This window comes from Halorubrum rutilum (assembly GCF_042665015.1).
Classification (GTDB): Archaea; Halobacteriota; Halobacteria; order Halobacteriales; family Haloferacaceae; genus Halorubrum; species Halorubrum rutilum.
Map to the genome: position 1 here is coordinate 72404 of NZ_JBHTBL010000001.1, position 26107 is coordinate 98510.

The following is a 26107-nucleotide window of genomic DNA, read 5'->3' on the forward strand; positions in this document are numbered from 1 at the left end:
GATCGCGTCGGCGACCCGACACCGCCCTCGCGGCCGACCGGCGCCGATCGGGGCCGCGATCGCCGGCCGGTGTCGGGACCGTTAAGTGCTCGTCCCGGGTAGCCGAAGCCGTGATACGGAGGCTCCGACGGGCGAGTACCTTCGCCGGCGTGGCCGCGCTCGCGGCCCTCGCGCCGACGCTCGGCGACGCCGCGGTCGTCCCCTTCCTCGCGGTCGCCGGCCTCGCCTTCTTCGGGATCCGGGAGGGCGAGTGGTTCGAGACGCTCGCGCTTCCCGGCGACCGAGAGGAGGAGCGGCTGTACGGGCTCGTCGCCTTCTCGGTCGCCGCCGCGGGCCTCGCGCTGTTCGCCTCGCTCCCCCGCGCGCCGCTCCCGTACGAGGCGTTCGCCGCGGCGGCGCTCGCCGTCGGCGGCGGGCGGCTGGGCCGGGAGTTCGTCGGCCGGAGCTCGACCGACGAGTTCCCGCTCGTCGCCGGCTACGTCGGCGTCGGCGCCCTCGCCGCCCTCGCCGGACAGGTCGCGGTGCGGGTCCAGACCGAGCTCCTCGGCGACGCCGGCGGACTCGCTCTCGGCGGGCCCGTCCCCGCCCCGAGCCTCGACCTCGCGGGGACGGCCTCGTCGCTGGCGACGGCGTTCCCCGACCTCGTCTTCCTGGCGTCGGTGGCCGCGCTGACCGCCGCGCTCGTGCGGTCGCTGGTGTTCTCCCGCGACGCCCACATCACGGTGATCCTCGTCGCGTTCGCGGTCTGGGGGTTCGTCGCGCTCGACCCGACCGTCACCGTCCCCCTCGTCGCGTTCGGGCTCGGCGTGACCGCCGCGCTGGGCTACGTCTCGTTCGCGCTCGGGACCGCCTCAGTCCCCGGCATGCTCACCGGGGTGCTCTCCGCGCTGCTCGCCGTCGTGCTCGGCGGCGTCGGCTGGTTCCTCACGCTGATGGCCTTCTACGCCGTCGGCGGCCTGGCCTCGAAGTACCGGTTCGACGAGAAGGCCGCCCGCGGCGTCGCCCAGGAGAACGAGGGCGCCCGCGGCACCGGCAACGTCCTAGCGAACTCCGCGGTCGCCCTGGTCGCGCTCGTCGGCTACGCCGCGACGGCCCACGTCGCCCTCCCCCCGGCCCCCTTCGCGTTCGCCTTCGCCGGGGCGACCGCCACCGCGATGGCCGACACGCTCTCCTCGGAGATCGGCGGGCTGTTCGACGGGCCGCGGCTCGTCACCACCCTCCGGCGGGTCGAGCCCGGCACCGACGGCGCGATCACGTGGCAGGGCGAGCTCGCCGGCCTGACGGGCGCGCTCGTCGTCGGCGGCATCGCCGCGGTCGGGATGCCGGTCGGCGACCTCGCCGTCGGCGGGGGGGTCGTCGTCCTGGCGGGGGTCGCGGGGATGACCGTCGACAGCGTGCTCGGCGCGGTCGTCGAGGGCGACCGCGTCGGCAACCAGGCCGTGAACTTCCTCGCGACGCTGTCCGGGGCGGCGGTCGCGGTCGCGCTCGGGGTGACTCTGCTGTGAGTCCGACGCCGCGCGACGGCGAGGACGAGGGGAACGAGGCGTCCGAGGCGTCCGGCACGTCCGAGGCGTCCGGCACGTCTGAGGCGTCCGAGGCGTCCGGCTCGCCCGACCCGCCCGACGAGGACCTCCCCGCTCCGGACCCGCGCGTCCGCGCCGCTCGTCCGACCGACGCCGACCGGATCCGGGAGCTGCAGTCGTTCCTCCGGCAACCGAACCCGGACCTCCTGGAGTACGGGCTCGCCGTCGGGTCCGCGCTCGTGAGCGTCGCCGACGGGCGGCCCGTCGGCTACCTGCTCCCGGTCGACGCCCCGAACCGGCCGGGCGTCCACGTCACCGAGCTCGTCGTCGCCCCGGACTACCGACGCGAGGGACGCGCCCGCGGCCTCCTCTCGGCCGTGGTCGGGGACGGGACCGGTCCGGTGACGCTGCAGGCGCACCCCGACAACGACGCGGCGCTCGCGCTCTACGACGGGCTCGGCTTCGAGGTCGTCGACCGGCGCCCCGACGCGTACGCCGACGGCGACGCGCTGGTGTTGCGCCGGGAGTAGGACGGGTCGCGTTCCGAAATCGGACAGACAAAAGGACTATTCGACCCCCGCGCTTCGGGCGAGACATGAGCGACGCCGACGCGGGAGCCGGCGGGGCGGGCGGGAACGAGAGCGACGACATCGACGTCGACTTCGGCGAGGACGGGCTCGTGCCCGCGGTCGCCCAAGACGCCGACTCGGGGGAGGTGCTGATGCTCGCGTACGTCTCGCCGGAGGCGCTCGACCGCACCCGCGAGACGGGCGAGGCGCACTACTACTCCCGGTCCAGAGAGGAGCTGTGGCACAAGGGCGGCTCCTCCGGCCACACGCAGGCGGTCCGGGAGGTGCGCGTCGACTGCGACGCCGACGCGCTGCTGTACCTCGTCGACCAGACCGGCGGGGCGTGTCACACGGGCCACCGCTCCTGTTTCCACCGGACGATCGAGGGCGAGAACGTCGGGGAGCGCGTCTTCGACCCGGACGAGGTGTACTGATGGGGGGGGCCGTCGCGAGCGGGTCGACGGCCGATTCGGACCCGGTCGCCGAGGCGGGCGAGGCGGCCGCGAGGCTCCGCGAGCGGTACGACGAGCTCCGGCGGCTCGAAGACCGGATCGCCGACCTCGGCCGCGAGCGCGTCGAGGCCGCGGCGGACACCTACCGACGGGCGCACCGCGTGCTCGACCAGTACGAGGAGGACGCGGTCGGCAGCGGGGACTTCGAGGCCTACGTCCGGTTCGAGGGCGAGTTCGCGAACGCGGTCGACGTGGCCGACGACGCGCTCGCCGCCGAGGCGTTCGCGGCCGCCGACGAGGCGGTCGACAAGAAGCGGCTCTCCGAGTCGGACTTCGCGGCGGCCCGCGAGGCGCTCGACCCGGCCGGGGAGTACGTCGACCTGCTCGCCGACCGCGACGAGGCGCTCGACGACTACCGGATCGCCCGCAAGGAGGCCAGGCGGGCGCGCAAGGAGCTCGACGCCCGGCTCGACGAGCTCCGCGAGGTCGCGGCGATGGCGGACGCCGACCTCGACGCCGACGTCGACCGCCTCCGCGAGCCGGTCGAGGCGTACAACGAGGCGGTCCGCGAGGCGTTCGACGACTTCTACAAGTCGGCGTCGGCCCGCGAGGTCTTCGCGTTCCTCGACCGCGCGGACGCCACCCCCTTCGTCGACGTCGACGTGCCGCCGACCGATCTCGCCGACTACGTCGTGGAGCACGCGGCCGGCGAGGAGCCGCTGCCGACCCTGCTGGAGTACGCGGACTACTCGAACTCCAAGCTGGAGCATTACGTCGACGACCCCGGCGCGCTCCGGACGGCGGTCGCGGTCCATCGCACGTACGTCGAGCGGCTCGACGGCGAGCCGCTGACGCTCGACTGGCCCCCCGCCGCCGGCGACGAGCTCGCCTACGAGATCGACGAGCTGATCCCGCTGGTCTCGCGGGTCGCCGGCGACGAGACGGTCGCGACGCTGCGGGATATCCGCGACCTCGCGCGCGACGAGGCGTACGAGCGGCTCCGCCGCGCCGCCGAGGTGCGCGACGCGCTCGACGAGTCGGAGCTGGAGCTGGTGCGGACCGGCGCCGTCGACGACCGGGTGCGCGAGGCCGAGCGCACGCTCGACGTCGTCGACGAGGTGCTGGCGGAGACGGAGCGGGAGTAGCGCTTTTAACAGTCGGCGGCGCGGACGTGCGGGTATGACCCGATTCGACGCCGCCACCGAGGACGAGCGGCTGCGGCTGTTCGCGGACGCGGCGACCGCCCACCGGACCCGGTCGAGCGACGTGATGACCGTCGACGTCGACCCCGACAGCGACGTCACCGAGGGCGGCGAGGTGCCGCCGTGGATCCAGCTCGCGGGCACGGAGCTCATTCTGGACTGTACCGACGACGAGCTGGACCGGCTGAAAGCGCTGCTCGGCGAGTTCCCCGAGTTCCGGATCGACGAGCTCGTCAGCCCGGAGGAGGCCGAGGGGACGAACGCGGTCGTCACCGCGCGCTCGGACGCGAACCGCGTGGCGGGGTTCGTCGAGCGCGCGTTCCGCGAGGTGTACGAGTTGGACGAGGGGTACCGGGCCTGGGTGACGGCGATATGAACTGAGCTTCGGTGTCGCTGTCGACCATTTGTAAGTTGTCGACGACGCGGGGAACGTCGGTAGAGCCCCAGTCGCTCGCTTATAAACAGCTAACTACAGATAGACGGTGAACACCTCCAAAGCCCCAGCCGTGAGGCGGGCGCACGCTCGCTGCGGTCCTCGGTCGCTCGCGTCGCTCGCTCTCTGCGGTCCTTACTTCGCCTGCGCCCGCCTCACGGCTGCCCCTTTGAATCCCGCCCCGCACCGCGACCGCACCTCATACCTCCCCAGCCTCGCGGCTCCCTTGGGTCGCCGCGTCCCTCGCACGCGCTCCTCGCGGCCGCCGGCGGCGGCCGCTCGGAGGCGCGCGCCACCGCTTCGATCGCTTATAAATTGCCGATCGACACTGACGTGTGCGTAAACGCGTCCCCGCAATTCGTTCGCGACACACTTACTTTCCGCCGCGCGTTTGACCCGATAGACAGTCGCCTCGCGTGCCCGCGGGACGGGGGCGACGCCGACCACCATGCAACAGTACCTCGATCTCGTCGACGACACCCTGTCGACGGGCACGTACAAGCCGAACCGGACCGGCGTCGACACGATCGCGTCGTTCAGCGGGCAGTACACCGTCGACCTCGCGGAGGGGTTCCCGCTCCTCACCACGAAGAAGATGGACGGCTACCGCTGGAACTCGCTCATCCACGAGGTGCTGTGGTACCTCTCCGGCGAGGAGCACGTCCGGAACCTCCGCGAGGAGACGAAGATCTGGGACGCGTGGGCCGACGAGGAGGGGCGGCTCGACACCGCCTACGGCCGGTTCTGGCGCCGCTTTCCGGTTCCGGGCAAGGACGCCGCGCTCCCCGGCGAGACGTGGCCCGAGGACGCCCACCGCTGGGTGACCGTCGAGGAGGCCCCCGACGGGACCGAGCGTCGCACCTTCGACCAGATCCGGTACGTGCTCGACACCCTCGAAGAGAACCCCCGCTCGCGCCGGATGGTCGTCAACGCGTGGCACCCCGCCAACGCCGCGACCTCGACGCTCCCGCCCTGCCACTACTCGTTCGTCGTCAACGTCCAGGACGACCGACTGAACCTCCACCTCACGCAGCGCTCGGGCGACATCGCGCTCGGGGTGCCGTTCAACGTCGCCGCGTACGCGCTGCTCGCGAACGCGCTCGCGCAGCGGTCGGGGTTCGAGGTCGGCGAGTTCGGCCACACCGTCGTCGACGCGCACGTCTACTGCGGCCGCGGCGAGCGCGGGAAGTGGTACGCGAACAACCTCAAGTACGTCCAGGAGCGGCTCGCGAGCGTCGAGAGCAAGGCCGACTACCTCGACGTGAAGGACTGGGTCGAGCGCACTGCGCCCGACGAGGCGGACGGCGAAGCGGGGTACGACCACGTCCCCGGCCTGCTCGAACAGCTCTCGCGGGAGCCGCGCGAGCGCCCACGTATCGAGATCGCGGACGAGCCACTCGACGAGCTGACCTACGACGACGTCGAGCTCGTCGACTACGACTCCGCGGACGGGCTCTCGTTCGCAGTCGCGGAGTGACGCACCAGATGGACCCCGAGACGGAGCTCGACCTCGTCGTCGTCGCCGCCGTCGCCGAGAACGGCGTCATCGGCGACGCGGGCGGGATGCCGTGGCACTACCCGGCGGACCTCGCGCACTTCAAGCGGCTCACGACCGGCCACCCCGTGATCGTCGGCCGGAAGACGTACGAGAGCATCGCCGGCCGGATCGGCGGCCCGCTCCCCGACCGCACCAGCGTCGTGCTGACGACGCGCGACCTCGACCTCCCCCAGGGGGCGGTCGCGGCGGGCGACGTCGACGAGGCGGTCGCGCTCGCCGCCGCCGACGCCGCCGACCGCGGCGTCGACGAGGCGTACGTGATCGGCGGCGCGGCGGTGTACGAACAGCTCCTCGACCGCGCCGACCGACTGGTGCTGACGGAGGTCCCCGAGCGCCCCGACGGCGACACGCGCTTCCCGGACTGGGACGCCGACGCGTGGCGCGAGGTCGACCGCGAGCTCGCCGCGGACGCCGGCGCCGAGGCCGACGCCGCTGCCGACGCCGACGACGACGGCCTCGCGTTCGTCACCTACGAGCGAGCGACCGAGTGAACCGACGGTCGTCGACTCCGGCCCCGGAGTGGTCGTTCGAACTCCGAACAAGTCGAACGCTGTCGGATACCGACAGCGTTCTCGCTGATAACCAAACGTAACAACGCTTTTACCGCTCCAGGTTGTCACCTGTTGACATGGCGCTAGCCGAGTCGACGATCGAGCCGAGGCGGTGTCCGTTCTGCGAGGCGGAGCTGTCGTCTCCCGGCGCCGGCTTCGTCCGGCACATCGAGGAGACCCCGGAGTGTCGGGACGCCTTCGGGACCTGGCGTGACCGCGTGACCGACGACATGCGGGGCGGCTGGGCCGGGTGACGACCTCGCTCGCGACGCCGGGAAACCGCGGCCGCCGCGGCCGCTCAGTTCCGTAGCGCCTCCACCGGCCGCTCGTTCGCCGCCTTCCAGGCCGGGTAGGCCCCGCTGACGAGCCCCACGCCGACGCCGAAGCCGAGCGCGAGGATCAGGTAGTAGCCGTTCGTCGGGTCGAGCGCGAGCGCGGGGTCCACCTCGGGCGTCGCGAGGACGAGCCCGGCGACGAGCAGGACGGTGAGGACGGTCCCCGCGGCGGCGCCCGCGGCCCCGATGAGGCCGGCCTCCGCGAGCAGCACGCGCAACACGTCGCGGCGGGTCACGCCGACCGCGCGCATCACGCCGATCTCCTGTCTCCGCTCGACGGTGCTCATTAACATCACGTTGAGGATCGAGACGCCGGCGACGACGAGGGAGATGGCGCCGAGCCCGAGGAGGAACGTGCTCAGCAGGCCGAAGAACTCGTTGATCTCGTCGACGATCGCGGCGAGCTCGAACAGGTCGACGCGCTCCTCGCGGGCGTTCACCTCCTCGCGGATGGCGTCCGCCGCGGCCCGCGCGGCCTCGCCCGACTCCGCGACGACGAGCGCCTGTGCGTACCCGTCGGTCGAGAAGGCGGACTCGGGGAGGAAGACGGCGTCGTCGGGCGCCACCGGGCTGAACGTCTGGCTCTCGACGAGCACCGCGACGACCCGCACCTGCGACCCGGCGATCTCGACGGTGTCGCCCGCGCCGACGCCGAGCTCCTCGGCGACGCTCGCGCCGACGATCGCGCCCCGCCGGTGGCGCTCGGGGAGCCGCCCCTCGGCGGCCTCGAACGCGAGCGCCGGCTCCTCGACGCCGTAGACGGTCGCGAACTCCTGCTCCGTCGGGCCGGCGACGACCGCGTTGTCCGAGTACAGCGGGACGACCGCCGGCTCGCCGACGGCGCGCCGGATGTCCGCCACGTCGGCGTCGGATAACGAGTCGATCCCGGCGTCCGCGTTCGGCGAGACCACCACCTGCGTGCCGATGTCGCCGATGGCGTCGTCGGCGCCGAGCGCCAGCACGTTGCCGAAGATCCCGAGCGCCGCGACCGCGAGCACGCCGATGCAGACGCCGAGCACCGCGAGCGCTGTCCGCACCCGGTTCCGGCGCAGGTTCCGCGCCGCCATCGCGACCGCGGGGCGCCAGCCCCGAAGCCGGTCACCGAACCCCGGCGAGTCCGGTGAGTTCGGTGAATTCGGTGAGTTCGGTGAATCCAGTGAGTCGAGCGAGTCGATCCGGCTCATCGGTCACCCGCGCTCGCCGTTTCGGGGTCGGGACGAGGCGCCTCCTCGTCCGCCTCGCTGCCTCTGCCGTCCGGAACGCCGCCGACGAGCACGCCGTCGGTGAGCTCGACGACGCGGTCGGCGTACTCCTCGACGAGCGGGTCGTGCGTCACCGCGACGACCGCGACCCCCTCCTCCTTCACGCGCTCGAACTCGGCGAGGATCGACTCGCCCGTCTCCGTGTCGAGGTTCCCGGTCGGCTCGTCCGCGAGCAGCACCGCCGGCTCGTTGATCAGCGACCGGGCGATCGCGACCCGCTGCTTCTGCCCGCCCGAGAGCTCCGACGGCTCGTGGTCGAGCCGGTCGCCGAGCCCGAACCGAGAGAGGAGGTCGGCGGCGCGGTCGCTCGCGTCGCCGGGGTCGAACGCGGTCGGCAGCGCGACGTTCTCGACCGCGGTCAGCGTCGGCAGCAGGTGGAAGTCCTGGAAGACGAACCCGATCGACTCCTTGCGCGCCGCCGTGCGCCCGGCGACCGAGAGGCTCGTCACGTCCGTCCCGTCGAGGAGCCGCGTCCCCTCGGTCGGGTCGTCGAGCAGCCCGAGCACGTTCAGCAGCGTGGACTTCCCGGAGCCGCTCGGCCCGACGACCGCGACGAACTCGCCCGGCTCGACCGCGAAGTCGACGTCGTCGAGCGCGACCACGGGCTCCGCGCCCCCGCCGGGGTAGCGCTTGGTCGCGCCCCGCAGCTCGACGCTATACATCGCGGCGACGGACGACGGCCCCCGCGACCGCGAGCCCCGCGGCGCCGACGAGGCCGACCGCCCCGAGCGCCCCGATCCCGCCCGCGGAGCCCAGCGTTCCGACGGCCCCCGTGCTCCCGTTCGCGCCGCCCGCCGCGTCGGGGAGCGCCACCGTCTCCGTCTCGACGTACCGCACGCCGCGCTCGGTGTACGCGATCCGGATCGGGACCCGGTCGGCGACCGACGCGTTCGCCGTCGCGTCGAGGTCGAAGGCGACGAAGTCGCCGGCGCCGACCGCGCCGACGAAGTACTCGCGGCCGGGGGGCGTGGGCTCGACGCCCGGCGCCTCCCCGACCGAGACGACGACGCCCTCCAGCTCCCCGCCGCCCGCGTTGCCGAGGTTGGCGTCGACGGTGACCTCGCCGTCCCCGACCGTCTCGACCGTCGCGTCGGTGACCGTCGGCGCCCCCTCGTGCGCGGGGTACCGGAGCGTCGACGTCGCGGTGCGCTCCGCGCCGGCGCCCGCCTGCGCGTCGAGGCCCGAGCGGAACGCCGCCGTGAACGTCACGGCCGAGCGCCGGTCGAGCGGCCCGAGGTCGACGACGACATCGCGCGCCTCGCCGGGCGCGACGTCCTCGACGACGTACGGCCCGGCCTCGAAGCCGGCGTCGTCGGCCTCGCCGGCCCCGCCGCCCGCGTCGTCGCCGTCGCTCCCGTTCCCGCTTCCCCCTCCGCCGGCGACCGGCTCGCCGACCGCGGTCAGGCTCACGCGGTCGGCGGTCGTCGTCCCCGTGTTGACCACGGTCACCGCCACGGGGGAGTCGGCCGACTCCGCGGCCCGCTCGGCGTCGTCGCCGGTGTCGAGCCCGCCGCCACCGCCGCCGAAGATCCCCTCGATGCCGCTCACGCCGACGCCCCCGGCGCCCTCGCCCTCGTCGTCGCTCTGGAGGTCCTCCGGGGCGAGCCCGCGCGTCCGGAGGTCGAGCGTCACCTCGGCCGGCTGGACGTCGAGGACGACGTCGCGCGTCACGGTGACCGTGCCGCCCTCGCCCGCCTCCTCGTCGCCGGTCGCCTCCTCCTCGGCGACGACCTCGACCGTGAGCCGGCGCTCGCCTGGCTCGTCGAACCGCGTCCACAGCTCGACGTCGAGCGCGTCGCCGGCCGAGAGCGCGCCGACCGCGGTCGCCTCGTCCAATGGCTCCGCGTCGTCGTCGGCCGCGTCGACGACCCTGACGCTCGTCACGTCGGCGGCGGCGGGGCTCCCGCCGGAGTTCGAGAGCGAGACGTTCAGCGTCGTGCGCTCGCCGACGACCGGCTCGCTCGTGCTCGGCTCGACCGCGTCGATCGCGATCCGCGTGTCGGGCACCGCCGCGGCGCCGCCGACCGCCGCGAACAGCGTCAGAAGGGCCAGCAGGGCGGCCGTCGTTCGTGTGGGAATCAATGTCGACCCTGTTAGGGGACCGATCGACATATATCCGTCGTAGGTCGGGACCGGCGACTCGACCCCTCTCCCGCCGACCGCGGGCGGGGAAGTGTCCCCGGGTCGCGCCCGGGGCGTACCGGTTACGGACCCTTTTTCAACCGTCCGGCGTAAGGGGAGGTAATGAGCCAAGGCGACACCGCGAGAGCGGGTGATCGGCGATGATGGGCGGCAACGACCAGCAGGCGTACGACCGCGGCACGTCGCTGTTCTCGCCCGACGGGCGCATCTACCAGGTCGAGTACGCCCGCGAGGCGGTCTCGCGCGGCGCGCCGAGCGTCGGGATCCGCACCGCCGAGGGCGTCGTGTTCGTCGCGATGTCCCGCGCCTCCTCGACGCTGATGGAGGCCGAGAGCATCGAGAAGCTCCACAAGCTCGACGACCACCTCGGCACCGCGAGCGCCGGCCACGTCGCCGACGCGCGACAGCTGATCGACCTCGCGCGCCGCCAGTCGCAGGGGAACCGCCTGCGCTACGGCGAGCCCGTCGGCGTCGAGACGCTGACGAAGTTCGTCACCGACCACATCCAGGAGAACACCCAGCGCGGCGGCACGCGCCCGTACGGCGCCGCGCTCCTCATCGGCGGCATCGACGACGGCGAGCCGCGCCTGTTCGCCGCCGACCCCTCCGGCACCCCGAACGAGTGGAAGGCGACCGTCATCGGCGGCGGCCGGAAGGAGATCCAGGGTCACTTGGAAGCGGAGTGGACCGACGACCTCTCGCTGTCCGCCGGCATCGAGCTGGGCCTCGCCGCGCTCGCGGCCCACGAGGACGAGTTCGACGCCGACGACGTCGCGGTCGCGACGATCACCGAGGCCGACGGCTACCGGACCGTCCCCGGCGACGAGGTCGCCGAGGCGTTCGAGGCGGCCGGGCTCGGCGGCGACGACGCCGACGAGGAGACCGACGCCGATGCGGGCGAGGACGCGGGCGACGACGCCGACGCGGACGACGCGAGCGACGAGGAGTAACGACGCCGCCGACGAGGCGCAACGCCGCGGTTCCCGCCGACCGATCGCTTTTCTCTCCCGCCGTCGAACGCCGGCCATGGTACGCGTCGCGGAACTCGTCGCCTATCCCCTGAAGTCGAACGACGGCGTCGCCCTCGACCGCGCCGAGATCGGACCCGCCGGCGCGCTCCGCGGAGACCGGACGTACGCGCTCGTCGAGGCCGGCGTCGACCCGCACGAGGCCTCCGTCGGCGGGAGCGGCGGCTACGTCAACGGGAAGCGCGAGCCGGCGGTCCACGGGCTCCGCGCGAGCTACGAGCTCGCCGGCCCGGCCGACGCGACGCCGACCGCGGTGACCCTCTCGCGGCCGGCGCGGCCCGAGACAGGGGCCGACGCCGACGAGCGGACGTTCGCGCTCCCCGACGACGGCGACGCGCTGGCGGCGTGGGTCGGCGACTACCTCGGCTACGCCGTCGACCTGGCCCGCGAGCCCGACGGCGGGCTCCCGGACGACCGGGCCGCCGCTGGCCCAACCGTGGTCTCGCGCGCGACCCTGGAGACGGTCGCCGGCTGGTTCGACGCGGTCGCGGACGCGACGGAGATGCGCCGGCGGCTGCGCCCCAACGTCGTCGTCGACGGCTGTCCCGCGTTCTGGGAGGACCGGCTGTTCGCCGACCGCGGGGAGGCGGTCCGGTTCGCCGCGGGCGACGCCGAGCTGCTCGGCGTCAACCCCTGCCAGCGCTGCGTCGTCCCGTCTCGGGACCCGGACACGGGCGCCGAGATCGACGGGTTCCGCGAGGCGTTCATGGAAAACCGCCGCGCGACGCTCCCGGACTGGACCGAGAGCGACCGGTTCGACCACGACTTCCGGCTGATGGTGAACACCGTCGTTCCGGAGGCCGAGCGGGGGTCGGCCCTCGCGGTCGGCGACGAGGTGACGATCGCGGGCGTCGAGCCGCTCGACGGGGAACCCTACTGAGCGTCGGGGACGGGACTCGGCGAGAAGAGAGCCTCCGGGTCGCCGGCGACTACCGACCGCCGTCGGTCAGCGCGACCGGCTCTTCCTCGGCGGCCTCGGTCGCGGCGTCGGCGGTCCCGTCGGCGGTCGGCTCCTCGACGCTCGCGGTGTCGGGCGTCGACGCGCCGACGCCGAAGTGGTTCCAGAGGGTGACGGCGACGACCGCGTAGGCGATCAGGTCGTAGTGGACGGCGCCCTCGAACGCCGTGAACGCGGCGAGGGTGCTGTAGCCGAACAGCGCGGTCACGCCCGCCACGAAGGCGCTCTCGTTCGTCACGCGGCCCGCGGCCGCCGCGGCGAGCGACCGCTTGATCATCGGCCCGCAGGCGACGAGGAACGCGATCCCCGACAGCGATCCGAGGTTGACGAAGAAATGCGTCGCCATGTTGGAGTCGAGGATCGACTGGAGGTACTGGACCGTCACCGGGTCGTAGAACAGCCACTCGATCCGGGTGGGGTAGAGGACGGCGATGTACGGCGTCGCCACCATCAGCCCGAAGAGGACGGCGACGGCGACGCGCGCGGAGGCGAACTGCGCGGCGCGCCGCACCTCGAACGCCGCGTCGCCCGGCGCGACCACGAGCCCGCAGGCCTCCAGCGCGTCCCGGAGCTCCTCGCGGGAAACGTCGGGGTCGTGGTGGATCCCGACCGTCCCGTTCCGCTTCGTCGCCGAGGCGGCGCTGACGTCGTCGCGGTCGAGGAGGACGGCCTCCAGGAGCCCCTCGCGCCGCTTCGTGTCGATCCCGTCCACCGAGAAGGTGTCGTGAACGTGCGGCTCCGGCACTCGCGCGGTCCGCGGCCCCGCGTCGTCGGGCGACGCGTCGCGGCGGCCGCCCGCCGGCGCGTCGATCCCCCGGTCGCGGGCCGCGGCGTCGAGCCGCGTCGAACGCCCGTGGCGGTCGTCTGGCATGTGAACTACCTACGTCCGAACCGGCATGAAACTTCCCCCCGTGGCGGCGTCGCTCGACCGGTCGGAACGACGTCGCTCGGTCGGCCATGACGACGTCGATCGGTCGGTCACGGCGACGCCGATCGGTCGGTCACGGCGACGGCGGCGGTCCGCCCCTCCCCTACTTCGCGAAGTAGCTGGTCAGGTACCCCGAGAGGAACGAGGCGATCCCGACCGCGGCCAGCAACTCGCCCGTCGACCACTCACCGTCGCCGTCGGAGCGCGCGGCCGCGGCGGTCACGGCGAGGCTGATGACGAGCGAAATGATTCCGTTGCTCAGGTCGGTCTTGAATCCCATACCCGACGTACGCCCTCCGAGCGCATAGTCGTTCGGTCGGGCGACGTCTCCGGTCTCGGACCCGGCAGACGGGAGCCCGTCAGGCGTTGACCGACTCCAGGTAGGAGGTGACGATCATCTGTCCCTTCCGCGTGAGCGCCGCCCCCGACTCGCCGTCCACGACGAGCTCCTCGTCGCGGAGCGTGTCGAGGACCATCGACGTCCGGGTCACGTCGCCCGTGACCACGTCGGCGATGTCGGCCTCGCCGCCGGCCGAGTAGATCGACACGAGGATCTCCAGCTGCTCTTCGGTCGGGTCGAACGACTCCAGCTCCTCCATGGCCTCGTCGTACTCCAGCTTGATGTACCGGCCGAGCACGTTCAGCGTCCGTTCGTTCGGGACGGTCGCGATCGAGGAGACGGTCCGCCCGTCGACGGCGTGCCGGAACACGAGCGCGGGCCGCCGCGTCCCCGCGAGCGTCCGGTCGGTCCGCTCGTAGTCGATCACGGCGGAGAGGTCGACTTTGAACGGGTCGGGGCAGTCGACGAAGCCGATCGCGCCGGGCGAGAGCGTCACCGACGCCGTGTGGTCCGACGCGTCCGTGACGCGTCCGCCGACCTTCGCGGGGTGCCGGACGGTGACCGTCACGTCGCGCAGCAGGGCCGTGAACAGCAGGCGGACGAACCGGTCCATGTCGTCCGGCTCGCCCTCGACGAGGGCCGTGCGCCGCTCCCCTCGGCGGTCGTACGCGAGGGTGACGCTGTCGCTGAAGAACGAGCGCAGGTCGCCCGGGACCGTGCCGACGACCACGTCGAACACGCCGGAGAGCGGGACGGTCGTCTTCCCGTCGTCCGTCACGAGCACCAGCCGACGCTCGCTCAGGAGCACCCGCCCCGTCACCGGCTCGTCCCCTCCGACGTCCGGGGCGTGGACGCGACCGACGAAGTCGGCGACGACGGACTCCTCCATCGGACCACGCTATGCGCCGTTCGCTATTTACTGTTGCCCACGACGTATCACTCCTGATAACGATCTGTCAGGCACTCGGGTGCGGCCGGACGCGTTCGGACTCCGCTCGATTCCGGAACGGCCCTCGTTCGGCCTCGCTCGGGCCTCGCTCGGGCCTCGTTCGCCCCTCGATCGGTCGATCGATCGACCGCCGAGAGCCGAGGAACAGCAAAGCCTAATGAGGAGGGCATCAAACCATCAGGTGATGCCCACAGTAGAATACCTCAACTACGAAGTGCTCGACGACCACGGTTGGTCGATGGACGACGACGACCTCTTCGAGGAGGCCGCCGACGCCGACCTCGACGCCGAGGACTACGGCACCCTCGAAGTCAACCAGGGCGAGTACATCCTCGAATCCGCCGAGGCGCAGGGCTACGACTGGCCCTTCTCGTGCCGCGCCGGCGCCTGCGCGAACTGCGCGTCCATCGTGAAGGAGGGCGACATCGAGATGGACATGCAGCAGATCCTCTCCGACGAGGAGGTCGAAGAGAAGAACGTCCGCCTCACCTGCATCGGCAGCCCGGCGACCGACGAGGTCAAGATCGTCTACAACGCGAAACACCTCGACTACCTGCAGAACCGCGTCATCTAACGCCGCACCGACCGCGGTCGCACTCACAGACGGTGTTCGATGTGGGTCGCCCACATCGGCCTCACCGTTTTTTCGAACGCGCCACCCGGAGAGCGGCCGCCCTCTTCACTCCCCGTGACGCCCCCTACCAGGCGGACCACGCCGTCAGGCTCTCGTCGCGGCCGTACACCCGCTTGCAGTCCTTCGCGTAGGCGAAGTCGCCCTCGTGGTCCAGCTTCTCGTGGCGGTACTCGGGGGCGTCCTCGCGGATCTGGACGCCCTCGACGGCGAACTCCTCGTCGCCGAACTCGACGGTCTCGCCGACCGTGAACTCGTAGTCGCCGGGGACGTTCACCCGGACTGAGCGCGTCTCGTCGGCGTCACCGTCCTTCGGGTGGAGCGTCACCGGCACGGAGACGTTGTCGACCGCGCGGGTCCACAGCGTCGCGACGTCCTCGACGCCGGCCTCCTCGACCCGTTGCTCGGGGCCGACCTCGATCCCGGTCACCCGGACCTGCATCAGCGCGTCGGGGGTGTCGACGACGAACTCCTCGCCGGTCGCGACGTAGGTGTCCGCCGGCACGTCCATCCGGGTGGTGAACGACTCGCCGTCCTGCGAGACGACGATCTTCAGCTCGACGGTCTCCGCCTCCGGGATCTCGGCCTTGTGCGTGTGGTCGCAGTCGGTACAGCGGACGGTCGCCTGCCCGCCGGGGCGCAACACCTCGTGGACGGTCTCCTCGCCCGGGGAGCACGACGGGCAAGCGAGGCCGACTCGGTCTCCTGTTTCGGTCATTACGGCGTCGTACCCGCCGCTCGCGTAAATATCCGCCCCTGTGGCCGCGGTGCGTCACGCGCTCTCGTGGAGCGGGGGACGAGCCGGGGCGGGTCGACGGCGATCGGTCCGAGGCCGAATCGGTCCGAGGCCGAATCGGTCCGAGTCCGAACCGGCCCCGCCGGAGTAAGGAAACTGGTTTACCGGTGTCAGGGGAACGGACGCCCATGATCGTTCCCGGATCCAGCTCACAGCTGCTCGCGGCCGCGCTCGCCGAGGAGACGGGTCGGCCGCTGGCGACGCCGACGTATGACCGGTTCCCGGACGGCGAGACGCTCGCGGCGGTGCCCGACTTCGACGCCGACGAGGCGACGGTCGTCGCGACGACCGACTCCGACGAGGCGTGGGTCGAACTGCTCCAGCTCCAGGACGCCGTCCGCGAGGCCGGCGCCGAGCGCGTGTCGACGGTGATCCCCTACATGGGCTACGCCCGACAGGACGAGTCGTTCGGGGCGGGCGAGCCCGTCTCGGCGCGGGCGATGGCGCGGGCGATCTCCACCGGGACCGACCGCGTCGTCCTCGTCAACCCCCACGAGCCGCGCGTCGCCGAGCTCTACGACGTCCCCGTCGACGTCGCCGACGCCGCGAGCGTCCTCGCCGACCCCCTCCCGGCCGGCCTCGCGGAGCCGCTGTTCCTCGCGCCGGACGCGGGCGCCGTCGACATCGCCGAGACGGTCCGAGACGCGTACGGCGCGGGCGAGACGGACTACTTCGAGAAGCACCGCGACCGGGAGACGGGCGCCGTCGCGGTGTCCCCGTCGGACGCGGCCGTGTCGGGGCGGGACGTGGTCGTCGTCGACGACATCGTCGCCACCGGGTCGACGATGAGCGAGGCGGTCGCCGTGCTGAACGACCGCGGCGCGGCGCGGGTGCTCGCGGCCTGCGTCCACCCGGTGCTCGTCGCCAACGCCGTGACGAAGCTCCGGGGCGCCGGCGTCGACCGCATCGTCGGCAGCGACACCGTCGAGCGGGGCTGTAGCGTCGTCAGCGTCGCCCCCGCTCTCGCCGAGGCGCTGGAGTAGCCCCTTACTCGATCTCCCGGATCACCCGCGCCGGGTTCCCGCCGACCACCACACGCGCCGGAACGTCCCTCGTTACCACCGCGCCGGAGGCGATCACCGCGCCGTCGCCGACGGTCACGCCGGGGTTGAGCACGGCGCGGCCGCCGATCCAGACGTCGTCGCCGACGGTCACCGGTTCCGCGCGCTCGCGGCCGGTCGCGCGCTCCTCGGGGTCGATCGGGTGCGTCGGCGTGTAGACGTGAACGCCCGGGCCGAGCAGGCAGCGGTCGCCGAACTCGATCGGGTTCGAGTCGAGGAGGACGCAGCCGTAGTTCGCGAAGAAGCCGTCGCCGACGGCGACGTTGTAGCCGTAGTCGCAGCGCACGGGCGGCTGGACGGTCGGGTCCTCGCCGACGGCGTCGAACAGCTCGCGGAGGAGCCGCCCGCGCCGGTCCCGTTCGGCCTCGCTCGTCGCGTCGTATCGGCGGGCGAGGTCGCGGGCGCGGGCGCGGTCGGCGGCGAGCGCCGGATCGCTCGGGTCGTACGGCTCTCCGGCCAGCATCCGCTCCGTCTCGGTCGCCATGCGGGGACCGACGGGACCCCGGGCATAAGGGCCGGCGGTTCGGCCGCCCGGTTCGCTCGTCGACCGGTCCTCACCCGTGCGTGTAGCCGCGGTCCGCGAGGGGGTCGCCGTCGGCGGTCACCCCCTCCGCGGCGTCGACGACGGTGCCGACGCGTGCGAGCCCGGAGGGACAGCCCTCGCGGGCGTCGTCGAGGTCGCCCTCGGGGACCGCGCAGACGAGCTCGAAGTCCTCGCCGAAGTGCGCGGCCAGCTCGAACCGGTCTGCCGGCCCCTCCGCGACGTCGTCGACCGCGGGGTGGACGGGGAGCCGGTCGCGGTCGAGCGCGAAGCCGACCTCGCTCGCCTCCGCGAGCTGGTGGAGCGACCGCGCGAGCCCGTCCGAGGAGTCCATCATCGCGGTCGCGCGCCCGGCGAGCGCGACCCCGTCGGCGACCCGCGGCGCGAGCCGGAACAGGTCGTTGGCGCGCTCGACCGCGGCGTCGTCGCCGCGCTCGAACAGGCGGAGCGCGGCCGCCGACCGGCCCCACTCGCCGGTGACGCAGAGCGCGTCGCCCGCGGCCGCCCCCGAGCGCGTCACCGGGCCGGCGTCGGTGACCGCCCCGATCGCGGTCGAGGCGGTCGTGAACTCCCCGTGGGAGTCGAGGTCGCCGCCGACGTACTCGGCGTCGACCGCCTCGCAGACGTCGACCGCGCCGGCGACGAACCGGTCCAGTTGGTCGGGGTCGAAGACGTCGTCGGCGTAGACGGCGACCGCCGCGGTCGCGCGCGCCCCCATCGCCGCCACGTCCGAGAGCGACGCGCCGACCGCGCGCCACCCCGCGGTGTACCGGGTCGTCCCCGGCGGGAAGTCGGTGCGCTCGTGGAGCATGTCGGTCGTGATGACGGTGTCGCCGACGACGGCCGCGTCGTCGCCCGCGTGCGGCAGGTCGGCGGCGAGCCGGCGAAGCGCGTCGCGCTCGTTCACGGGCGTCCACACGCGCCGGAACCGGTTAGTATGGATCGGTCCGGCCCCTCGTCGCCGGATCGTGAGCCGTGATACCAAGCGCCATTTAAATAGGTAAAACATGCTAACGAATATTATCATTATCAATCATTATGTTTATTACCGGTCCTCCGAACTCACCAAGTGCAATGTCAGTATCCGTACGCGGACACGCGGCAGCCCGACGCGACGAGCGATCGACCACCAGACGACCACCGCAACCGCCCACACGACCCGATGACGACACCTGACGACACCACGACGCCCGAGACGACCCGACCGACAGACCAGCGGACGACCGCCGACGCTTCTCCGCCGATCCCCGGCCGCACGCCGATCACCGAGGAGGCGGGCGCGCCGCTCGTTCCGCCGACGCGGCCCGACGCGACCGCCGGGACCGACGGGACCGGTGAGACCGACGGGACCGTCCGGACCGACGCGACCGCCGAGCCGTTCGACACGCCCGGCCGCCCGAGCCCGCCGCCGACGGACGCGGAGCGGGAGGCCCCGCTCGTCCCGGACCTGCGTCCGACGCGCCGCGCGCGGACCGACGGGGGGTCGCGATGAGCGCCGTCCCGATGGCCGGCACCGGCGACGGGCCGCGGCCGGACCCGACGACGTTCACGCGCGACGCGACCGACCGGCTCGCGAGGGACCGCCCCGCGACCGATCGGGCCGCGAACGACCGTTCCGCGACCGAGCGCCCCGTCGAAGACGCCGCGGAGTGACACCCATGCATCCAAACCAACTCGACGACGACGTCTTCACGAGAGACATCGACAACCCGGCCGGCCGGCGGCTGCGCGAGCTGTTCGACGAGCAGGAGTACACGTTCGCGCCCGGGATCTACCACGCGCTCGACGCCCGCCTCGCCGAGATGGCGGGGGTCGACGCCGCTTACATGAGCGGCTACTCGACCGTCCTCGGTCAGTTCGGCTTCCCCGACCTGGAGATGGTCACGATGACCGAGATGGTCGAGAACGCGAAGCGGATGGTCGAGGCGACGAACCTCCCGGTGGTCGCCGACTGCGACACCGGCTACGGCGGCGTCCACAACGTCCGCCGCGCGGTCCGCGAGTACGAGAAGGCCGGCGTCGCCGCCGTCCACATCGAGGACCAGACCTCGCCGAAGCGGTGCGGCCACATCGCCGGCAAGCAGATCGTCTCCCGCGAGCAGGCGCGGTCGCGCTTCGAGGCGGCCGTCGACGCCAAGCAGAGCGAGGACACGGTGATCATCGCGCGCACCGACGCCTACGGCTCCGCCAACGGCGACTGGGAGGAGCACCTCGAACGCGGCCGGATCTACGCCGACGCCGGCGTCGACCTCGTCTGGCCGGAGATGCCCGACCCGTCGCGCGAGGACGCGATCGAGTACGCGGAGACGATCCACGAGACCCACCCCGACCTCGACCTCGCGTTCAACTACTCCTCGTCGTTCGCGTGGAGCGAGGAGGAGGACCCGCTCACCTTCGCGGAGCTCGGCGACCTCGGCTACCAGTACATCTTCATCACCCTCTACGGGCTCCACTCGGGCGCCCACGCGGTGTACGAGGACCTGCAGAACATCGCCGAGAACGACGAGGAGGCCCAGTTCGACCTCGAAGAGCGCTACCTCGGCCACGAGACGGAGAGCCACCACGAGCTCTCCTTCGTCCCGCGGTACCAGGACGTCGAGGCGCGCTTCGACCCCGAGGCGTCGGCCCGACACGAGGAGTCGGCCGGCTTCACCGACGAGGAGCGCGACCCGATCACGGCGAGCGAGAGCGACGACGACTGATCGGACCGGGCGCGGCCGTCGGATCCATCACCCGCGCCCTCGCGTCTCTCCGAGCGCCGTTCGTTCCCGGTCGAGCGAACGAAGGTAGCCCGCGGAACCGCCCGGACCGGCCTTCGGTCCCCCTCAGGCCGGGAGCGTGTCGATACCGTCGATCTCGACGTAGCCGTAGCCGCAGTCGGGACAGCGCCACTTCGTCTTCTCGCCGAGGTGGAGGGTCATCGCCGCGGTCCGGTAGAACGACCGGGTCTCTCCGCACGAGGGACAGTCGACGTCCTTTTCGAGCGCCATGCCCGCGGTTCGGTCCGGCGCGGTTTTGAAGCTACTGATTCACCGGTTGTACGAAGATGAGGAGTGAGCGATCGCCGTCTACGAAGAGACAGCCAGTCGTTTATAAATCGTTGCTGCCGGATCGACGGTGAACAACTCCAAAGCCCCAGCCGACGAGGCGGGCGCACGCTCGCTGCGCTCCTCGCTCAGTCGCTTCGCTCCTTCGCTGCGGTGCTTGCGTCGCCTGCGCCCGCCTCGTCGGCTGCCCCTTTGAGTCCCACCCACCCGCAACCGCACGGCACCTCACACCTCCCCAGCCTCGTCGCTGGCGGCTATTGCCGCCAGCGACTCCCTCGCACGCGCTGTTCGCGCCCTTCGGGCGCTCACAGGCGCGCGCCACCGCAGTAACTTATAAATATCCGTCCAGTCGTGTCTCGTCCCTACTTCTCGTCCACGTGTCGGACCTCGCTCGCGACGCCGCGGGTCGACTCGACCATCTCCGGCCCGGACATCTCGGCGCGGCCGACCGCGAACGCCTCCGGCCCCTCGATGACGACCTCGTCGCCGACCCGGATCTCGTCGTCCGCGTCCACGACGCCGGGGGCGAGCACGGAGCCGTGCGGGACGAACGGATCGATCTCGACGCGCTTCGTGGGGGCGTCGCTCTCGACCCACCGGCGCGCGCCGGCGAGGGTGAACGAGAGGGTGCCGTACTGCGGCACCATCGTCGCGAGCTGCTCGCCCGGCTCGCCCTCGCGCCCGGCGTCCGGGTCGTCGCCCCACACCTGCAGCTTGGGGTAGCGCCCGGTGGTGCGGACGGCCGAGTCGCCCCCGTAGCTCCCGGACTCGCCGTCGCCGCCGGCGAGGCCGCCGAACAGGTCGTCGCCGGCGCCGTCGCCGAGGAGGTAGTCGGCGATCGCCCGGACCGTGTTGTGCTCGCGCTCGCGCTTGCTGTAGGCGGGCTCGCCCTGTAAGGCGGCGTTCAGCTCCCCGAGCGACTCGTCGCTCGTCGGGTGGCCGACGCAGGTGTACTCGAACGGGACGTCGATCGCGGGGTCGCGCTCGACGCGCTCGCAGATCTCGCGGTAGCCGTCCTCGGGGACGTGCGCGATCACTCGCGAGTAGTCGTTCCGCCGCAGGTACCGCCGGAGCACCTCGGCGACGAACCCGATCTCGTCCTCGCTCCAGTCGCCGGTGACGACCGCGTCGTAGTGCTGGGCGGGATAGGTCGTCTCCAGTTCCTGCGGCACCACGCCGATCGGCGAGGTCATCGAGACGGTGTGGCCGCGCCACTGGATCGCGTCGTGGAACTGGCCGTGGCTCTGCGAGTCGCTGTACGGCTTCGTCGCGGAACAGGGCACCAACACGAGCGGCTGGTCGGCGAAGCGGTTCCGGTACCGGCTCGTCACGCGGTCGGCGAACCGCCGGATCTCGACGCGGTCCAGCGTCTCCGCGCTCGCCGCGGTCACCTCGGCGTCGCGTATGAGGGGCGTCCGCTCCTCCAGGTACCCCCACTGGTCGTCGAACTCCCGGAACGCGGCCGTGAGCCACCCCTCGTGGCGGGCCTGTCCCTCGACGTAGTCGCGCAGGCGCCCCGCCCGGATCCGCTCGCGCACGCGTCGGAGCTCGGCGCGGAGCGCGTTGACGTTGTGCTCGGCGCAGTCGGCGCGCGTGAACTCGTCGCGAGGCCCCGCGCAGGCGGGACAGGCGCACGGCAGCTCGTCGAGGTCCGCCAGGAAGTGCTCGGCGTCGGCGGTGAGATATCGTCCCTGCGTCCCCTTCGTCCGCGCGAGGGTCGCGTCGACGAGGTCGACGCCCGCGTACGCGAGGACGGCGACGTTCAGCGGCGTGGCGACGCCGGAGAGGAACAGCGCGGTGTCGGCCGGCAGCGACGCCTTCGCCGAGACGACCGCGTCGCGGAACGCCTCGCCGTGGCCGACGAACCCGGACGCGTCCGAGAGCAGGTACGCGTCGGCGCCGACGTCGCGGGCGCCCTCGCTGTCGACGACGGCCGCGGCGGGGTAGTCGACGTCCGGGTGGTCGACCGCGAACGACTCGCGGACCTCCTCGCGGGTCCCCGCGGGGAACGAGCGGTGCGGCAGGACCGTGAGCGAGGCGTCGTCGCCGTCCGGCACCCCGCGGTCGCCGGCCCAGAGGCTCCCGGCGTCCTCCAGGAACGGGTCCGCGAGCGCCGGCGTCGTCACCGGCTCGGCGAGCCGCAGCTCCCCGAGTCGGGCGGCGCCGTCGCGCTCGTGGACCTCGAAGTGGTCGGTCATACTCCCCCTCGCGCGGGGACGGTCAATTCTCTTGTGTTCCGCGCCGCGGCCGTCGAAACGGGGTCGCCGCAACCGTTAGGCCCGCCCCGACCGAAGGGATCGCATGGACCCGTCCGGCCCGTGGGACCGCGACCGCGTCGACGAGTTCCTCGAAGAGGCGCGCGTGCCGGTCCGGCTCGGCTGCCGCACGCCCGCGGACGACCCGTGGATCGTCTCGCTGTGGTTCTCGTGGGACGGCGCCGTCCACTGCGCGACGAGCGCCGACGCCGACCTCGTCTCCTTCCTCGCGCACGACGACCACGTCTCCTTCGAGGTGTCGACGAACGACCCGCCGTACAGGGGGGTCCGGGGGCGCGGCCGCGCGACCGTGTCGCCGGACGCGGACAAGGAGCTGCTCCGCGCCCTGCTGGAGCGGTACCTCGGCGGCGTCGACAACCCGACCGGGGAGCGACTCCTCCGCCCGGAGCGCGAGGAGGTCCGGATCCGGATCGAGCCGGAGCGACTCCACACGTGGGACTACTCGGAGCGGATGGGGTCGGGAGACGGATAGCGTCGCGCGGCCGGCCCGCTTCCGGTCTCCGTCGACGGTCACGGAACGCGACGGAGGGAAACCGCCGAACGCAGAGCTCGGACATCCGCTTCGGACCGGTCGACGATCGACGCGAAACAGCGTTGGTATCAAAGCCGTCTTACTCTCAGCGGTTGCAGAGGGCGGTATGCGTCTCGCCCTCCGATACGCCGTCTCGATAGCCGTCGGACTGGCCGTTACGATTCCCGTCGGGGAGTGGGCTGCGGGAGACTGGCTTGTCACGGCCTCACTGCTGCCGCTCTTCGCGGCCGCGACGTCGCTGATTATCGCGCATCGCCGGCGATGGACGCGATCGAACGGCGAGCTCTCACCGAGGGCCGGAGCCGCAGTCGGCGGCGCCGGCGCGTTCACCGGGGGAGCGCTGATCCGGACGTCCCCGCCGGCCGCTGCCGCCGGATTCGGGTTGCTACTGCTCGGCATGGCGGCGGGCATCGCTGTGTCCGACTCGTCGTGAGCAACGGTACCGCGGAGGGGATCGACCTCGCTCACGCGTCGTACGGATCCGGCGGAAACCCCCTCGTGTCGGAATGCTCGATCACGTTCGACGTACGCCTTCGGAGCAACTTCGACGACGACGCCCGAGTCGACGGTCGACCGTCGGACCGGCTGTCCACCGTCGCCGATCGGAAGCCCCGCGCAGAGCGACTCGTGCCACCGGGAACCGTCGGGGGTCGCCCCGCGCGGCGGCGCTCAGCCCGCGTCGAGAACGAACGACACGAAGCGCCCTACCGCGTGTACCAACAGCGTCACCGGTAGCACGACGGCGGCCGCCGCCACCGCGACGGAGAGCGCCGTCGGGACCTCACCCGTCGAAAACGCGAATCCGGTCACTGCCAGGAGTCCGCCGACGAACGCTCCCGCGGCGACCGTCTCTAACGTCCTCATTCCGTCGTAGGCCAGCGCACGGGCGCTGCCGTCTCCGGTAAACGGGACGCCACGGCGACTCACTTCCAGATATCCGTGAACGAGCAGGAGGAGTGCCACACCGATCAGTAGGACGACACAGACGAGGGCGATGGCGGCTCCCCCTGTGAGTATCGACGTTTCCCCTCCGATCGCCGCTAACGACCCGAAGGCCAGAAGCGGGAGCGCGATCGCTCCGATCGCAATCGCCACGACGGAGATCCCGGCCTCGACGTAGAGCCCGTTCCGCGAGAGCCACGTGTACGCCCGGTCCGAGCGAGAGCCCGATCGTGAGGAGGCGCTGCGTCCGTCTTCGGAGGGAGACCCGCTCTCCGAGAGGTCGCCTGTCATATTGGGTGATCGGTCGTCCGGCGTATACCTCCTGTCCCGTGTTTCAACCGCGGAATCACGGTGGGGACGAACTCCTTCCACGAGCCGCGGCGCTCGGTGCGTCGTCCCGGCACCGATCGGATCGAGACCGAGACGCTCCGGTCGAGCGGTCGGACGGGTCCCGTTACCCCGACCGCCCGAGCGTCCGCAGGTCCTCCGTCTCGACGCGGTCGGGAACGGCGTCGAGCGCCGCCTCGGGCCACCCGTCGTGACCGAGCGTGATCGCGGTCTCGGGGTTCGCCGAGGCGAGCGCGGCGACGCCCTCGGCCGCCGCGACCCGCGCCGCCTCGTCGAGCCGCTCCGGGACCTCCGCGGTGAGGGGGTACGTCTCCGAGAGCGCCCGCGGGAAGGGGCCGAACGGCGGCTTCACGCGCCACACCGCGTCGTAGTCGTGCGTGGAGGGGGCGTTCGACTCCGTGAGCAGCAGGCGGTCCGGGACCTCCAGCCGGGCGAGCCGGTCGCGGTGCCGGCGGATCTCGGGGCGGCGGGCCGACTCGTGGGAGGTGTAGAAGAACGCGTCCTTCGAGACCGGGTCGGTGCGCTCCAGCTCGTCGGCGTGGTCCAGCAGCGCCCGGTAGCCGTCGAGCATCGCGGGGTGGCCGCGGGCCCGGCGGTCGACCAGTTCGAGGAGGTTCCCCGACCGGATCGCGGCCTTCACCCGGCGGAGCTCCTCGAAGGTGACGTGGAGGTTGTGCTCGGCCAGCAGCCGCTCGGCGGACGCGTCGGCGTCGGCGTCTCCGCCCCCGTCCATCTCCCGGAGCTCCGCGGGCGTGTGCTCGGCGCAGACCGGACACGAGCAGGGGAAGTACGCCATCTCCTCCAGGTGTTCGGTCCCCGACACGGTCAGGTAGCGCCCGTCGCGCGCCATCAGCGCGTAGGCGGCCGAGTCGAAGAGGTCGCAGCCGGCGGCGACCGCCAGCGCGAGCATCATCGGGTGGCCCGCGCCGAACAGGTGGACGGGGGCGTCCGGGTCGAGCCCGCGCTTCGCGGCGCGCACCGCCTCGACGACCTCGGCGTAGCGGTACGAGTTCAGGAGCGGGACCATCGCGCCGACCGGGAACACGTCGAGGTCGGTCTCGGTCGCGTGCCGGCCCGCCGCCTCCCGGAGGTCCGGGAACGTCGACCCCTGCACGGGGGCGTTGACGAGCATCTCGCCGGTCGCCGCGGCCTCGGCGTCGGCGAGCGCCCGCTCCGTGGTCGCCAGCTCCCGCTCGGCGCGCTCGCGGTCGACGTCGGGCGGGGTGGGGACGTCGACGGGCGTCGCCACGTCGCTCCCGATCCGCCGCTGGAACTCGATTATCTCCTCGGTGGTCACGTCGATGTCGCCGTACTCGGCGAGCTGGAAGGAGCCGGAGTCGGTCATGATCGCGCCGTCGAACCCGAGGAAGTCGTGGAGCCCCTCCGCCAGCACCCGGTCCCGGATCCGGTCCGTGCTCCGGATGATGTAGGAGTTGGTGATCAGCATCTCCGCGCCGAACTCCTCGCGGAGCCGCGACGGATCGACCGTGAGCACGTTGGGGTTGACGACCGGCAGCAGCGCCGGCGTCTCGACCGTGACCCCGGCGCGGGGGACCTCCAGCCGCCCGATCCGCCCGGCGGCGTCGTGGTCCCGAATCTCGAAGTGATCGCGCATACCCGAGGTGGACGGACGCGGGCGGTAAGGGTTGCGTTCGGGGGCGACGGGGCGCTCGGGGGAACGGCGCCCCCTCGGAACTCGGCCG

30 protein-coding genes are annotated in these 26107 nt (G+C 72.5%); 17 read left to right on the forward strand and 13 right to left on the reverse strand.

Annotation, left to right across the window (positions count from 1 at the left end; genetic code table 11):
• The first annotated feature begins 110 nt into the window (after positions 1–110).
• From ACFQMF_RS00395 to ACFQMF_RS00430, 8 genes are all read left to right on the forward strand, one after another.
• Positions 111–1505 (forward strand): DUF92 domain-containing protein, encoded by a 1395-nt coding sequence (locus tag ACFQMF_RS00395; RefSeq protein ID WP_256407842.1) that lies wholly within the window; start codon positions 111–113, stop codon positions 1503–1505.
• Between the two features lie 179 nt (positions 1506–1684).
• Entirely contained in the window at positions 1685–2053 is a 369-nt protein-coding gene (locus ACFQMF_RS00400) for a GNAT family N-acetyltransferase (RefSeq protein ID WP_256408415.1), read from the forward strand.
• Between the two features lie 65 nt (positions 2054–2118).
• Positions 2119–2526, forward strand: coding sequence for a phosphoribosyl-AMP cyclohydrolase (gene hisI, locus ACFQMF_RS00405; RefSeq protein WP_256407841.1), 408 nt, complete (start codon positions 2119–2121; stop codon positions 2524–2526).
• Complete coding sequence (locus ACFQMF_RS00410) at positions 2526–3689, forward strand: DUF7118 family protein (RefSeq protein WP_256407840.1); 1164 nt, start codon at positions 2526–2528, stop codon at positions 3687–3689. The genes hisI and ACFQMF_RS00410 overlap by 1 nt, the downstream gene beginning before the upstream one ends.
• A gap of 34 nt (positions 3690–3723) precedes the next feature.
• Positions 3724–4122, forward strand: coding sequence for a hypothetical protein (locus ACFQMF_RS00415; RefSeq protein ID WP_256407839.1), 399 nt, complete (start codon positions 3724–3726; stop codon positions 4120–4122).
• Positions 4123–4627: 505 nt separating this feature from the next.
• Positions 4628–5656 (forward strand): thymidylate synthase, encoded by a 1029-nt coding sequence (gene thyA, locus ACFQMF_RS00420; RefSeq protein WP_256407838.1) that lies wholly within the window; start codon positions 4628–4630, stop codon positions 5654–5656.
• An 8-nt stretch (positions 5657–5664) separates the two neighbouring features.
• On the forward strand, positions 5665–6228 hold the full coding sequence (locus ACFQMF_RS00425) for a dihydrofolate reductase (RefSeq protein ID WP_256407837.1): 564 nt from the start codon (positions 5665–5667) through the stop codon (positions 6226–6228).
• Between the two features lie 137 nt (positions 6229–6365).
• Positions 6366–6542: a DUF7501 family protein gene (locus tag ACFQMF_RS00430; protein ID WP_256407836.1), complete on the forward strand. Its 177-nt coding sequence runs from the start codon at positions 6366–6368 to the stop codon at positions 6540–6542.
• A 44-nt stretch (positions 6543–6586) separates the two neighbouring features.
• On the opposite strand, the gene ACFQMF_RS00435 is transcribed toward ACFQMF_RS00430, so the two are convergent.
• The 3 genes from ACFQMF_RS00435 to ACFQMF_RS00445 form a co-directional block, all read right to left on the reverse strand.
• Positions 6587–7690, reverse strand: coding sequence for an ABC transporter permease (locus tag ACFQMF_RS00435; protein ID WP_256407835.1), 1104 nt, complete (start codon positions 7688–7690; stop codon positions 6587–6589).
• Between the two features lie 113 nt (positions 7691–7803).
• A complete protein-coding gene (locus tag ACFQMF_RS00440; RefSeq protein ID WP_256407834.1) occupies positions 7804–8547 on the reverse strand; it encodes an ABC transporter ATP-binding protein in 744 nt (247 codons plus the stop codon).
• Complete coding sequence (locus ACFQMF_RS00445; protein WP_256407833.1) at positions 8540–9997, reverse strand: hypothetical protein; 1458 nt, start codon at positions 9995–9997, stop codon at positions 8540–8542. Before ACFQMF_RS00445 ends, ACFQMF_RS00440 begins: the two co-directional genes overlap by 8 nt.
• 170 nt (positions 9998–10167) lie before the next feature.
• On the opposite strand from ACFQMF_RS00445, the gene psmA reads away from it, so the two are divergent.
• Both psmA and ACFQMF_RS00455 read left to right on the forward strand, forming a co-directional pair.
• Complete coding sequence (gene psmA, locus ACFQMF_RS00450) at positions 10168–10977, forward strand: archaeal proteasome endopeptidase complex subunit alpha (RefSeq protein ID WP_303654678.1); 810 nt, start codon at positions 10168–10170, stop codon at positions 10975–10977.
• A 76-nt stretch (positions 10978–11053) separates the two neighbouring features.
• On the forward strand, positions 11054–11935 hold the full coding sequence (locus tag ACFQMF_RS00455) for an MOSC domain-containing protein (RefSeq protein ID WP_256407832.1): 882 nt from the start codon (positions 11054–11056) through the stop codon (positions 11933–11935).
• Positions 11936–11984: 49 nt separating this feature from the next.
• Here ACFQMF_RS00455 and ACFQMF_RS00460 read toward each other — a convergent pair whose 3' ends face one another.
• The 3 genes from ACFQMF_RS00460 to ACFQMF_RS00470 all read right to left on the reverse strand — a co-directional run bounded on the left by ACFQMF_RS00460 (position 11985) and on the right by ACFQMF_RS00470 (position 14170).
• Entirely contained in the window at positions 11985–12884 is a 900-nt protein-coding gene (locus ACFQMF_RS00460) for a hypothetical protein (protein WP_256407830.1), read from the reverse strand.
• A gap of 160 nt (positions 12885–13044) precedes the next feature.
• A complete protein-coding gene (locus ACFQMF_RS00465) occupies positions 13045–13221 on the reverse strand; it encodes a hypothetical protein (RefSeq protein WP_256407829.1) in 177 nt (58 codons plus the stop codon).
• 79 nt (positions 13222–13300) lie between these two features.
• Positions 13301–14170, reverse strand: a complete 870-nt coding sequence (locus ACFQMF_RS00470; protein WP_256407828.1) for a CheF family chemotaxis protein — start codon at positions 14168–14170, stop codon at positions 13301–13303.
• A gap of 244 nt (positions 14171–14414) precedes the next feature.
• Here ACFQMF_RS00470 and fer point away from each other — a divergent pair, with 244 nt between their 5' ends.
• Positions 14415–14804, forward strand: a complete 390-nt coding sequence (gene fer / locus ACFQMF_RS00475; protein ID WP_256407827.1) for a ferredoxin Fer — start codon at positions 14415–14417, stop codon at positions 14802–14804.
• 124 nt (positions 14805–14928) lie between these two features.
• On the opposite strand, the gene ACFQMF_RS00480 is transcribed toward fer, so the two are convergent.
• A complete protein-coding gene (locus tag ACFQMF_RS00480) occupies positions 14929–15579 on the reverse strand; it encodes an HVO_0476 family zinc finger protein (protein WP_256407826.1) in 651 nt (216 codons plus the stop codon).
• 206 nt (positions 15580–15785) lie between these two features.
• Here ACFQMF_RS00480 and prs point away from each other — a divergent pair, with 206 nt between their 5' ends.
• Positions 15786–16640 carry a ribose-phosphate diphosphokinase gene (gene prs, locus ACFQMF_RS00485; RefSeq protein WP_256407825.1) on the forward strand — a complete coding sequence of 285 codons (855 nt, stop codon included), beginning with the start codon at positions 15786–15788 and terminating at the stop codon, positions 16638–16640.
• A gap of 4 nt (positions 16641–16644) precedes the next feature.
• On the opposite strand, the gene ACFQMF_RS00490 is transcribed toward prs, so the two are convergent.
• Positions 16645–17202, reverse strand: a complete 558-nt coding sequence (locus tag ACFQMF_RS00490; protein ID WP_256407824.1) for a sugar O-acetyltransferase — start codon at positions 17200–17202, stop codon at positions 16645–16647.
• A 70-nt stretch (positions 17203–17272) separates the two neighbouring features.
• Positions 17273–18166, reverse strand: coding sequence for a thiamine-phosphate kinase (gene thiL / locus ACFQMF_RS00495; protein WP_256407823.1), 894 nt, complete (start codon positions 18164–18166; stop codon positions 17273–17275).
• 255 nt (positions 18167–18421) lie between these two features.
• Here thiL and ACFQMF_RS00500 point away from each other — a divergent pair, with 255 nt between their 5' ends.
• From ACFQMF_RS00500 to aceA, 3 genes are read left to right on the forward strand one after another with little or no spacing between them, the layout of a single operon-like run.
• Positions 18422–18751: a hypothetical protein gene (locus tag ACFQMF_RS00500; RefSeq protein ID WP_256408413.1), complete on the forward strand. Its 330-nt coding sequence runs from the start codon at positions 18422–18424 to the stop codon at positions 18749–18751.
• Complete coding sequence (locus ACFQMF_RS00505) at positions 18748–18912, forward strand: hypothetical protein (protein ID WP_256407822.1); 165 nt, start codon at positions 18748–18750, stop codon at positions 18910–18912. Before ACFQMF_RS00500 ends, ACFQMF_RS00505 begins: the two co-directional genes overlap by 4 nt.
• Before the next feature lie 5 nt (positions 18913–18917).
• Positions 18918–19961 (forward strand): isocitrate lyase, encoded by a 1044-nt coding sequence (gene aceA, locus ACFQMF_RS00510; RefSeq protein ID WP_256407821.1) that lies wholly within the window; start codon positions 18918–18920, stop codon positions 19959–19961.
• A 123-nt stretch (positions 19962–20084) separates the two neighbouring features.
• On the opposite strand, the gene ACFQMF_RS00515 is transcribed toward aceA, so the two are convergent.
• Positions 20085–20249 (reverse strand): DUF7838 family putative zinc beta-ribbon protein, encoded by a 165-nt coding sequence (locus tag ACFQMF_RS00515; protein ID WP_256407820.1) that lies wholly within the window; start codon positions 20247–20249, stop codon positions 20085–20087.
• 419 nt (positions 20250–20668) lie between these two features.
• Positions 20669–22504 carry an archaeosine synthase subunit alpha gene (arcS, locus tag ACFQMF_RS00520; protein WP_256407166.1) on the reverse strand — a complete coding sequence of 612 codons (1836 nt, stop codon included), beginning with the start codon at positions 22502–22504 and terminating at the stop codon, positions 20669–20671.
• A gap of 103 nt (positions 22505–22607) precedes the next feature.
• On the opposite strand from arcS, the gene ACFQMF_RS00525 reads away from it, so the two are divergent.
• Both ACFQMF_RS00525 and ACFQMF_RS00530 read left to right on the forward strand, forming a co-directional pair.
• Positions 22608–23054 (forward strand): pyridoxamine 5'-phosphate oxidase family protein, encoded by a 447-nt coding sequence (locus tag ACFQMF_RS00525; RefSeq protein WP_256407167.1) that lies wholly within the window; start codon positions 22608–22610, stop codon positions 23052–23054.
• Positions 23055–23220: 166 nt separating this feature from the next.
• Positions 23221–23547, forward strand: a complete 327-nt coding sequence (locus ACFQMF_RS00530) for a DUF8153 family protein (RefSeq protein ID WP_256407168.1) — start codon at positions 23221–23223, stop codon at positions 23545–23547.
• Between the two features lie 236 nt (positions 23548–23783).
• Here ACFQMF_RS00530 and ACFQMF_RS00535 read toward each other — a convergent pair whose 3' ends face one another.
• Positions 23784–24347, reverse strand: a complete 564-nt coding sequence (locus ACFQMF_RS00535) for a hypothetical protein (RefSeq protein ID WP_256407169.1) — start codon at positions 24345–24347, stop codon at positions 23784–23786.
• A 163-nt stretch (positions 24348–24510) separates the two neighbouring features.
• A complete protein-coding gene (tgtA, locus tag ACFQMF_RS00540; protein WP_256407170.1) occupies positions 24511–26019 on the reverse strand; it encodes a tRNA guanosine(15) transglycosylase TgtA in 1509 nt (502 codons plus the stop codon).
• Between the last annotated feature and the right edge of the window lie 88 nt (positions 26020–26107).

Bases quoted from the DNA above. Each gene is read 5' to 3' on its own strand.
- hisI (WP_256407841.1), top strand. From the start codon at position 2,119: ATGAGCGACGCCGACGCGGGAGCCGGCGGGGCGGGCGGGAACGAGAGC.
- ACFQMF_RS00410 (WP_256407840.1), top strand. From the start codon at position 2,526: ATGGGGGGGGCCGTCGCGAGCGGGTCGACGGCCGATTCGGACCCGGTC.
- ACFQMF_RS00415 (WP_256407839.1), top strand. From the start codon at position 3,724: ATGACCCGATTCGACGCCGCCACCGAGGACGAGCGGCTGCGGCTGTTC.
- thyA (WP_256407838.1), top strand. From the start codon at position 4,628: ATGCAACAGTACCTCGATCTCGTCGACGACACCCTGTCGACGGGCACG.
- ACFQMF_RS00425 (WP_256407837.1), top strand. From the start codon at position 5,665: ATGGACCCCGAGACGGAGCTCGACCTCGTCGTCGTCGCCGCCGTCGCC.
- ACFQMF_RS00430 (WP_256407836.1), top strand. From the start codon at position 6,366: ATGGCGCTAGCCGAGTCGACGATCGAGCCGAGGCGGTGTCCGTTCTGC.
- ACFQMF_RS00435 (WP_256407835.1), bottom strand. From the start codon at position 7,690: ATGGCGGCGCGGAACCTGCGCCGGAACCGGGTGCGGACAGCGCTCGCG.
- ACFQMF_RS00440 (WP_256407834.1), bottom strand. From the start codon at position 8,547: ATGTATAGCGTCGAGCTGCGGGGCGCGACCAAGCGCTACCCCGGCGGG.
- ACFQMF_RS00445 (WP_256407833.1), bottom strand. From the start codon at position 9,997: ATGTCGATCGGTCCCCTAACAGGGTCGACATTGATTCCCACACGAACG.
- psmA (WP_303654678.1), top strand. From the start codon at position 10,168: ATGATGGGCGGCAACGACCAGCAGGCGTACGACCGCGGCACGTCGCTG.
- ACFQMF_RS00455 (WP_256407832.1), top strand. From the start codon at position 11,054: ATGGTACGCGTCGCGGAACTCGTCGCCTATCCCCTGAAGTCGAACGAC.
- ACFQMF_RS00460 (WP_256407830.1), bottom strand. From the start codon at position 12,884: ATGCCAGACGACCGCCACGGGCGTTCGACGCGGCTCGACGCCGCGGCC.
- ACFQMF_RS00465 (WP_256407829.1), bottom strand. From the start codon at position 13,221: ATGGGATTCAAGACCGACCTGAGCAACGGAATCATTTCGCTCGTCATC.
- ACFQMF_RS00470 (WP_256407828.1), bottom strand. From the start codon at position 14,170: ATGGAGGAGTCCGTCGTCGCCGACTTCGTCGGTCGCGTCCACGCCCCG.
- fer (WP_256407827.1), top strand. From the start codon at position 14,415: ATGCCCACAGTAGAATACCTCAACTACGAAGTGCTCGACGACCACGGT.
- ACFQMF_RS00480 (WP_256407826.1), bottom strand. From the start codon at position 15,579: ATGACCGAAACAGGAGACCGAGTCGGCCTCGCTTGCCCGTCGTGCTCC.
- prs (WP_256407825.1), top strand. From the start codon at position 15,786: ATGATCGTTCCCGGATCCAGCTCACAGCTGCTCGCGGCCGCGCTCGCC.
- ACFQMF_RS00490 (WP_256407824.1), bottom strand. From the start codon at position 17,202: ATGGCGACCGAGACGGAGCGGATGCTGGCCGGAGAGCCGTACGACCCG.
- ACFQMF_RS00500 (WP_256408413.1), top strand. From the start codon at position 18,422: ATGACGACACCTGACGACACCACGACGCCCGAGACGACCCGACCGACA.
- ACFQMF_RS00505 (WP_256407822.1), top strand. From the start codon at position 18,748: ATGAGCGCCGTCCCGATGGCCGGCACCGGCGACGGGCCGCGGCCGGAC.
- aceA (WP_256407821.1), top strand. From the start codon at position 18,918: ATGCATCCAAACCAACTCGACGACGACGTCTTCACGAGAGACATCGAC.
- ACFQMF_RS00515 (WP_256407820.1), bottom strand. From the start codon at position 20,249: ATGGCGCTCGAAAAGGACGTCGACTGTCCCTCGTGCGGAGAGACCCGG.
- arcS (WP_256407166.1), bottom strand. From the start codon at position 22,504: ATGACCGACCACTTCGAGGTCCACGAGCGCGACGGCGCCGCCCGACTC.
- ACFQMF_RS00525 (WP_256407167.1), top strand. From the start codon at position 22,608: ATGGACCCGTCCGGCCCGTGGGACCGCGACCGCGTCGACGAGTTCCTC.
- ACFQMF_RS00530 (WP_256407168.1), top strand. From the start codon at position 23,221: ATGCGTCTCGCCCTCCGATACGCCGTCTCGATAGCCGTCGGACTGGCC.
- ACFQMF_RS00535 (WP_256407169.1), bottom strand. From the start codon at position 24,347: ATGACAGGCGACCTCTCGGAGAGCGGGTCTCCCTCCGAAGACGGACGC.
- tgtA (WP_256407170.1), bottom strand. From the start codon at position 26,019: ATGCGCGATCACTTCGAGATTCGGGACCACGACGCCGCCGGGCGGATC.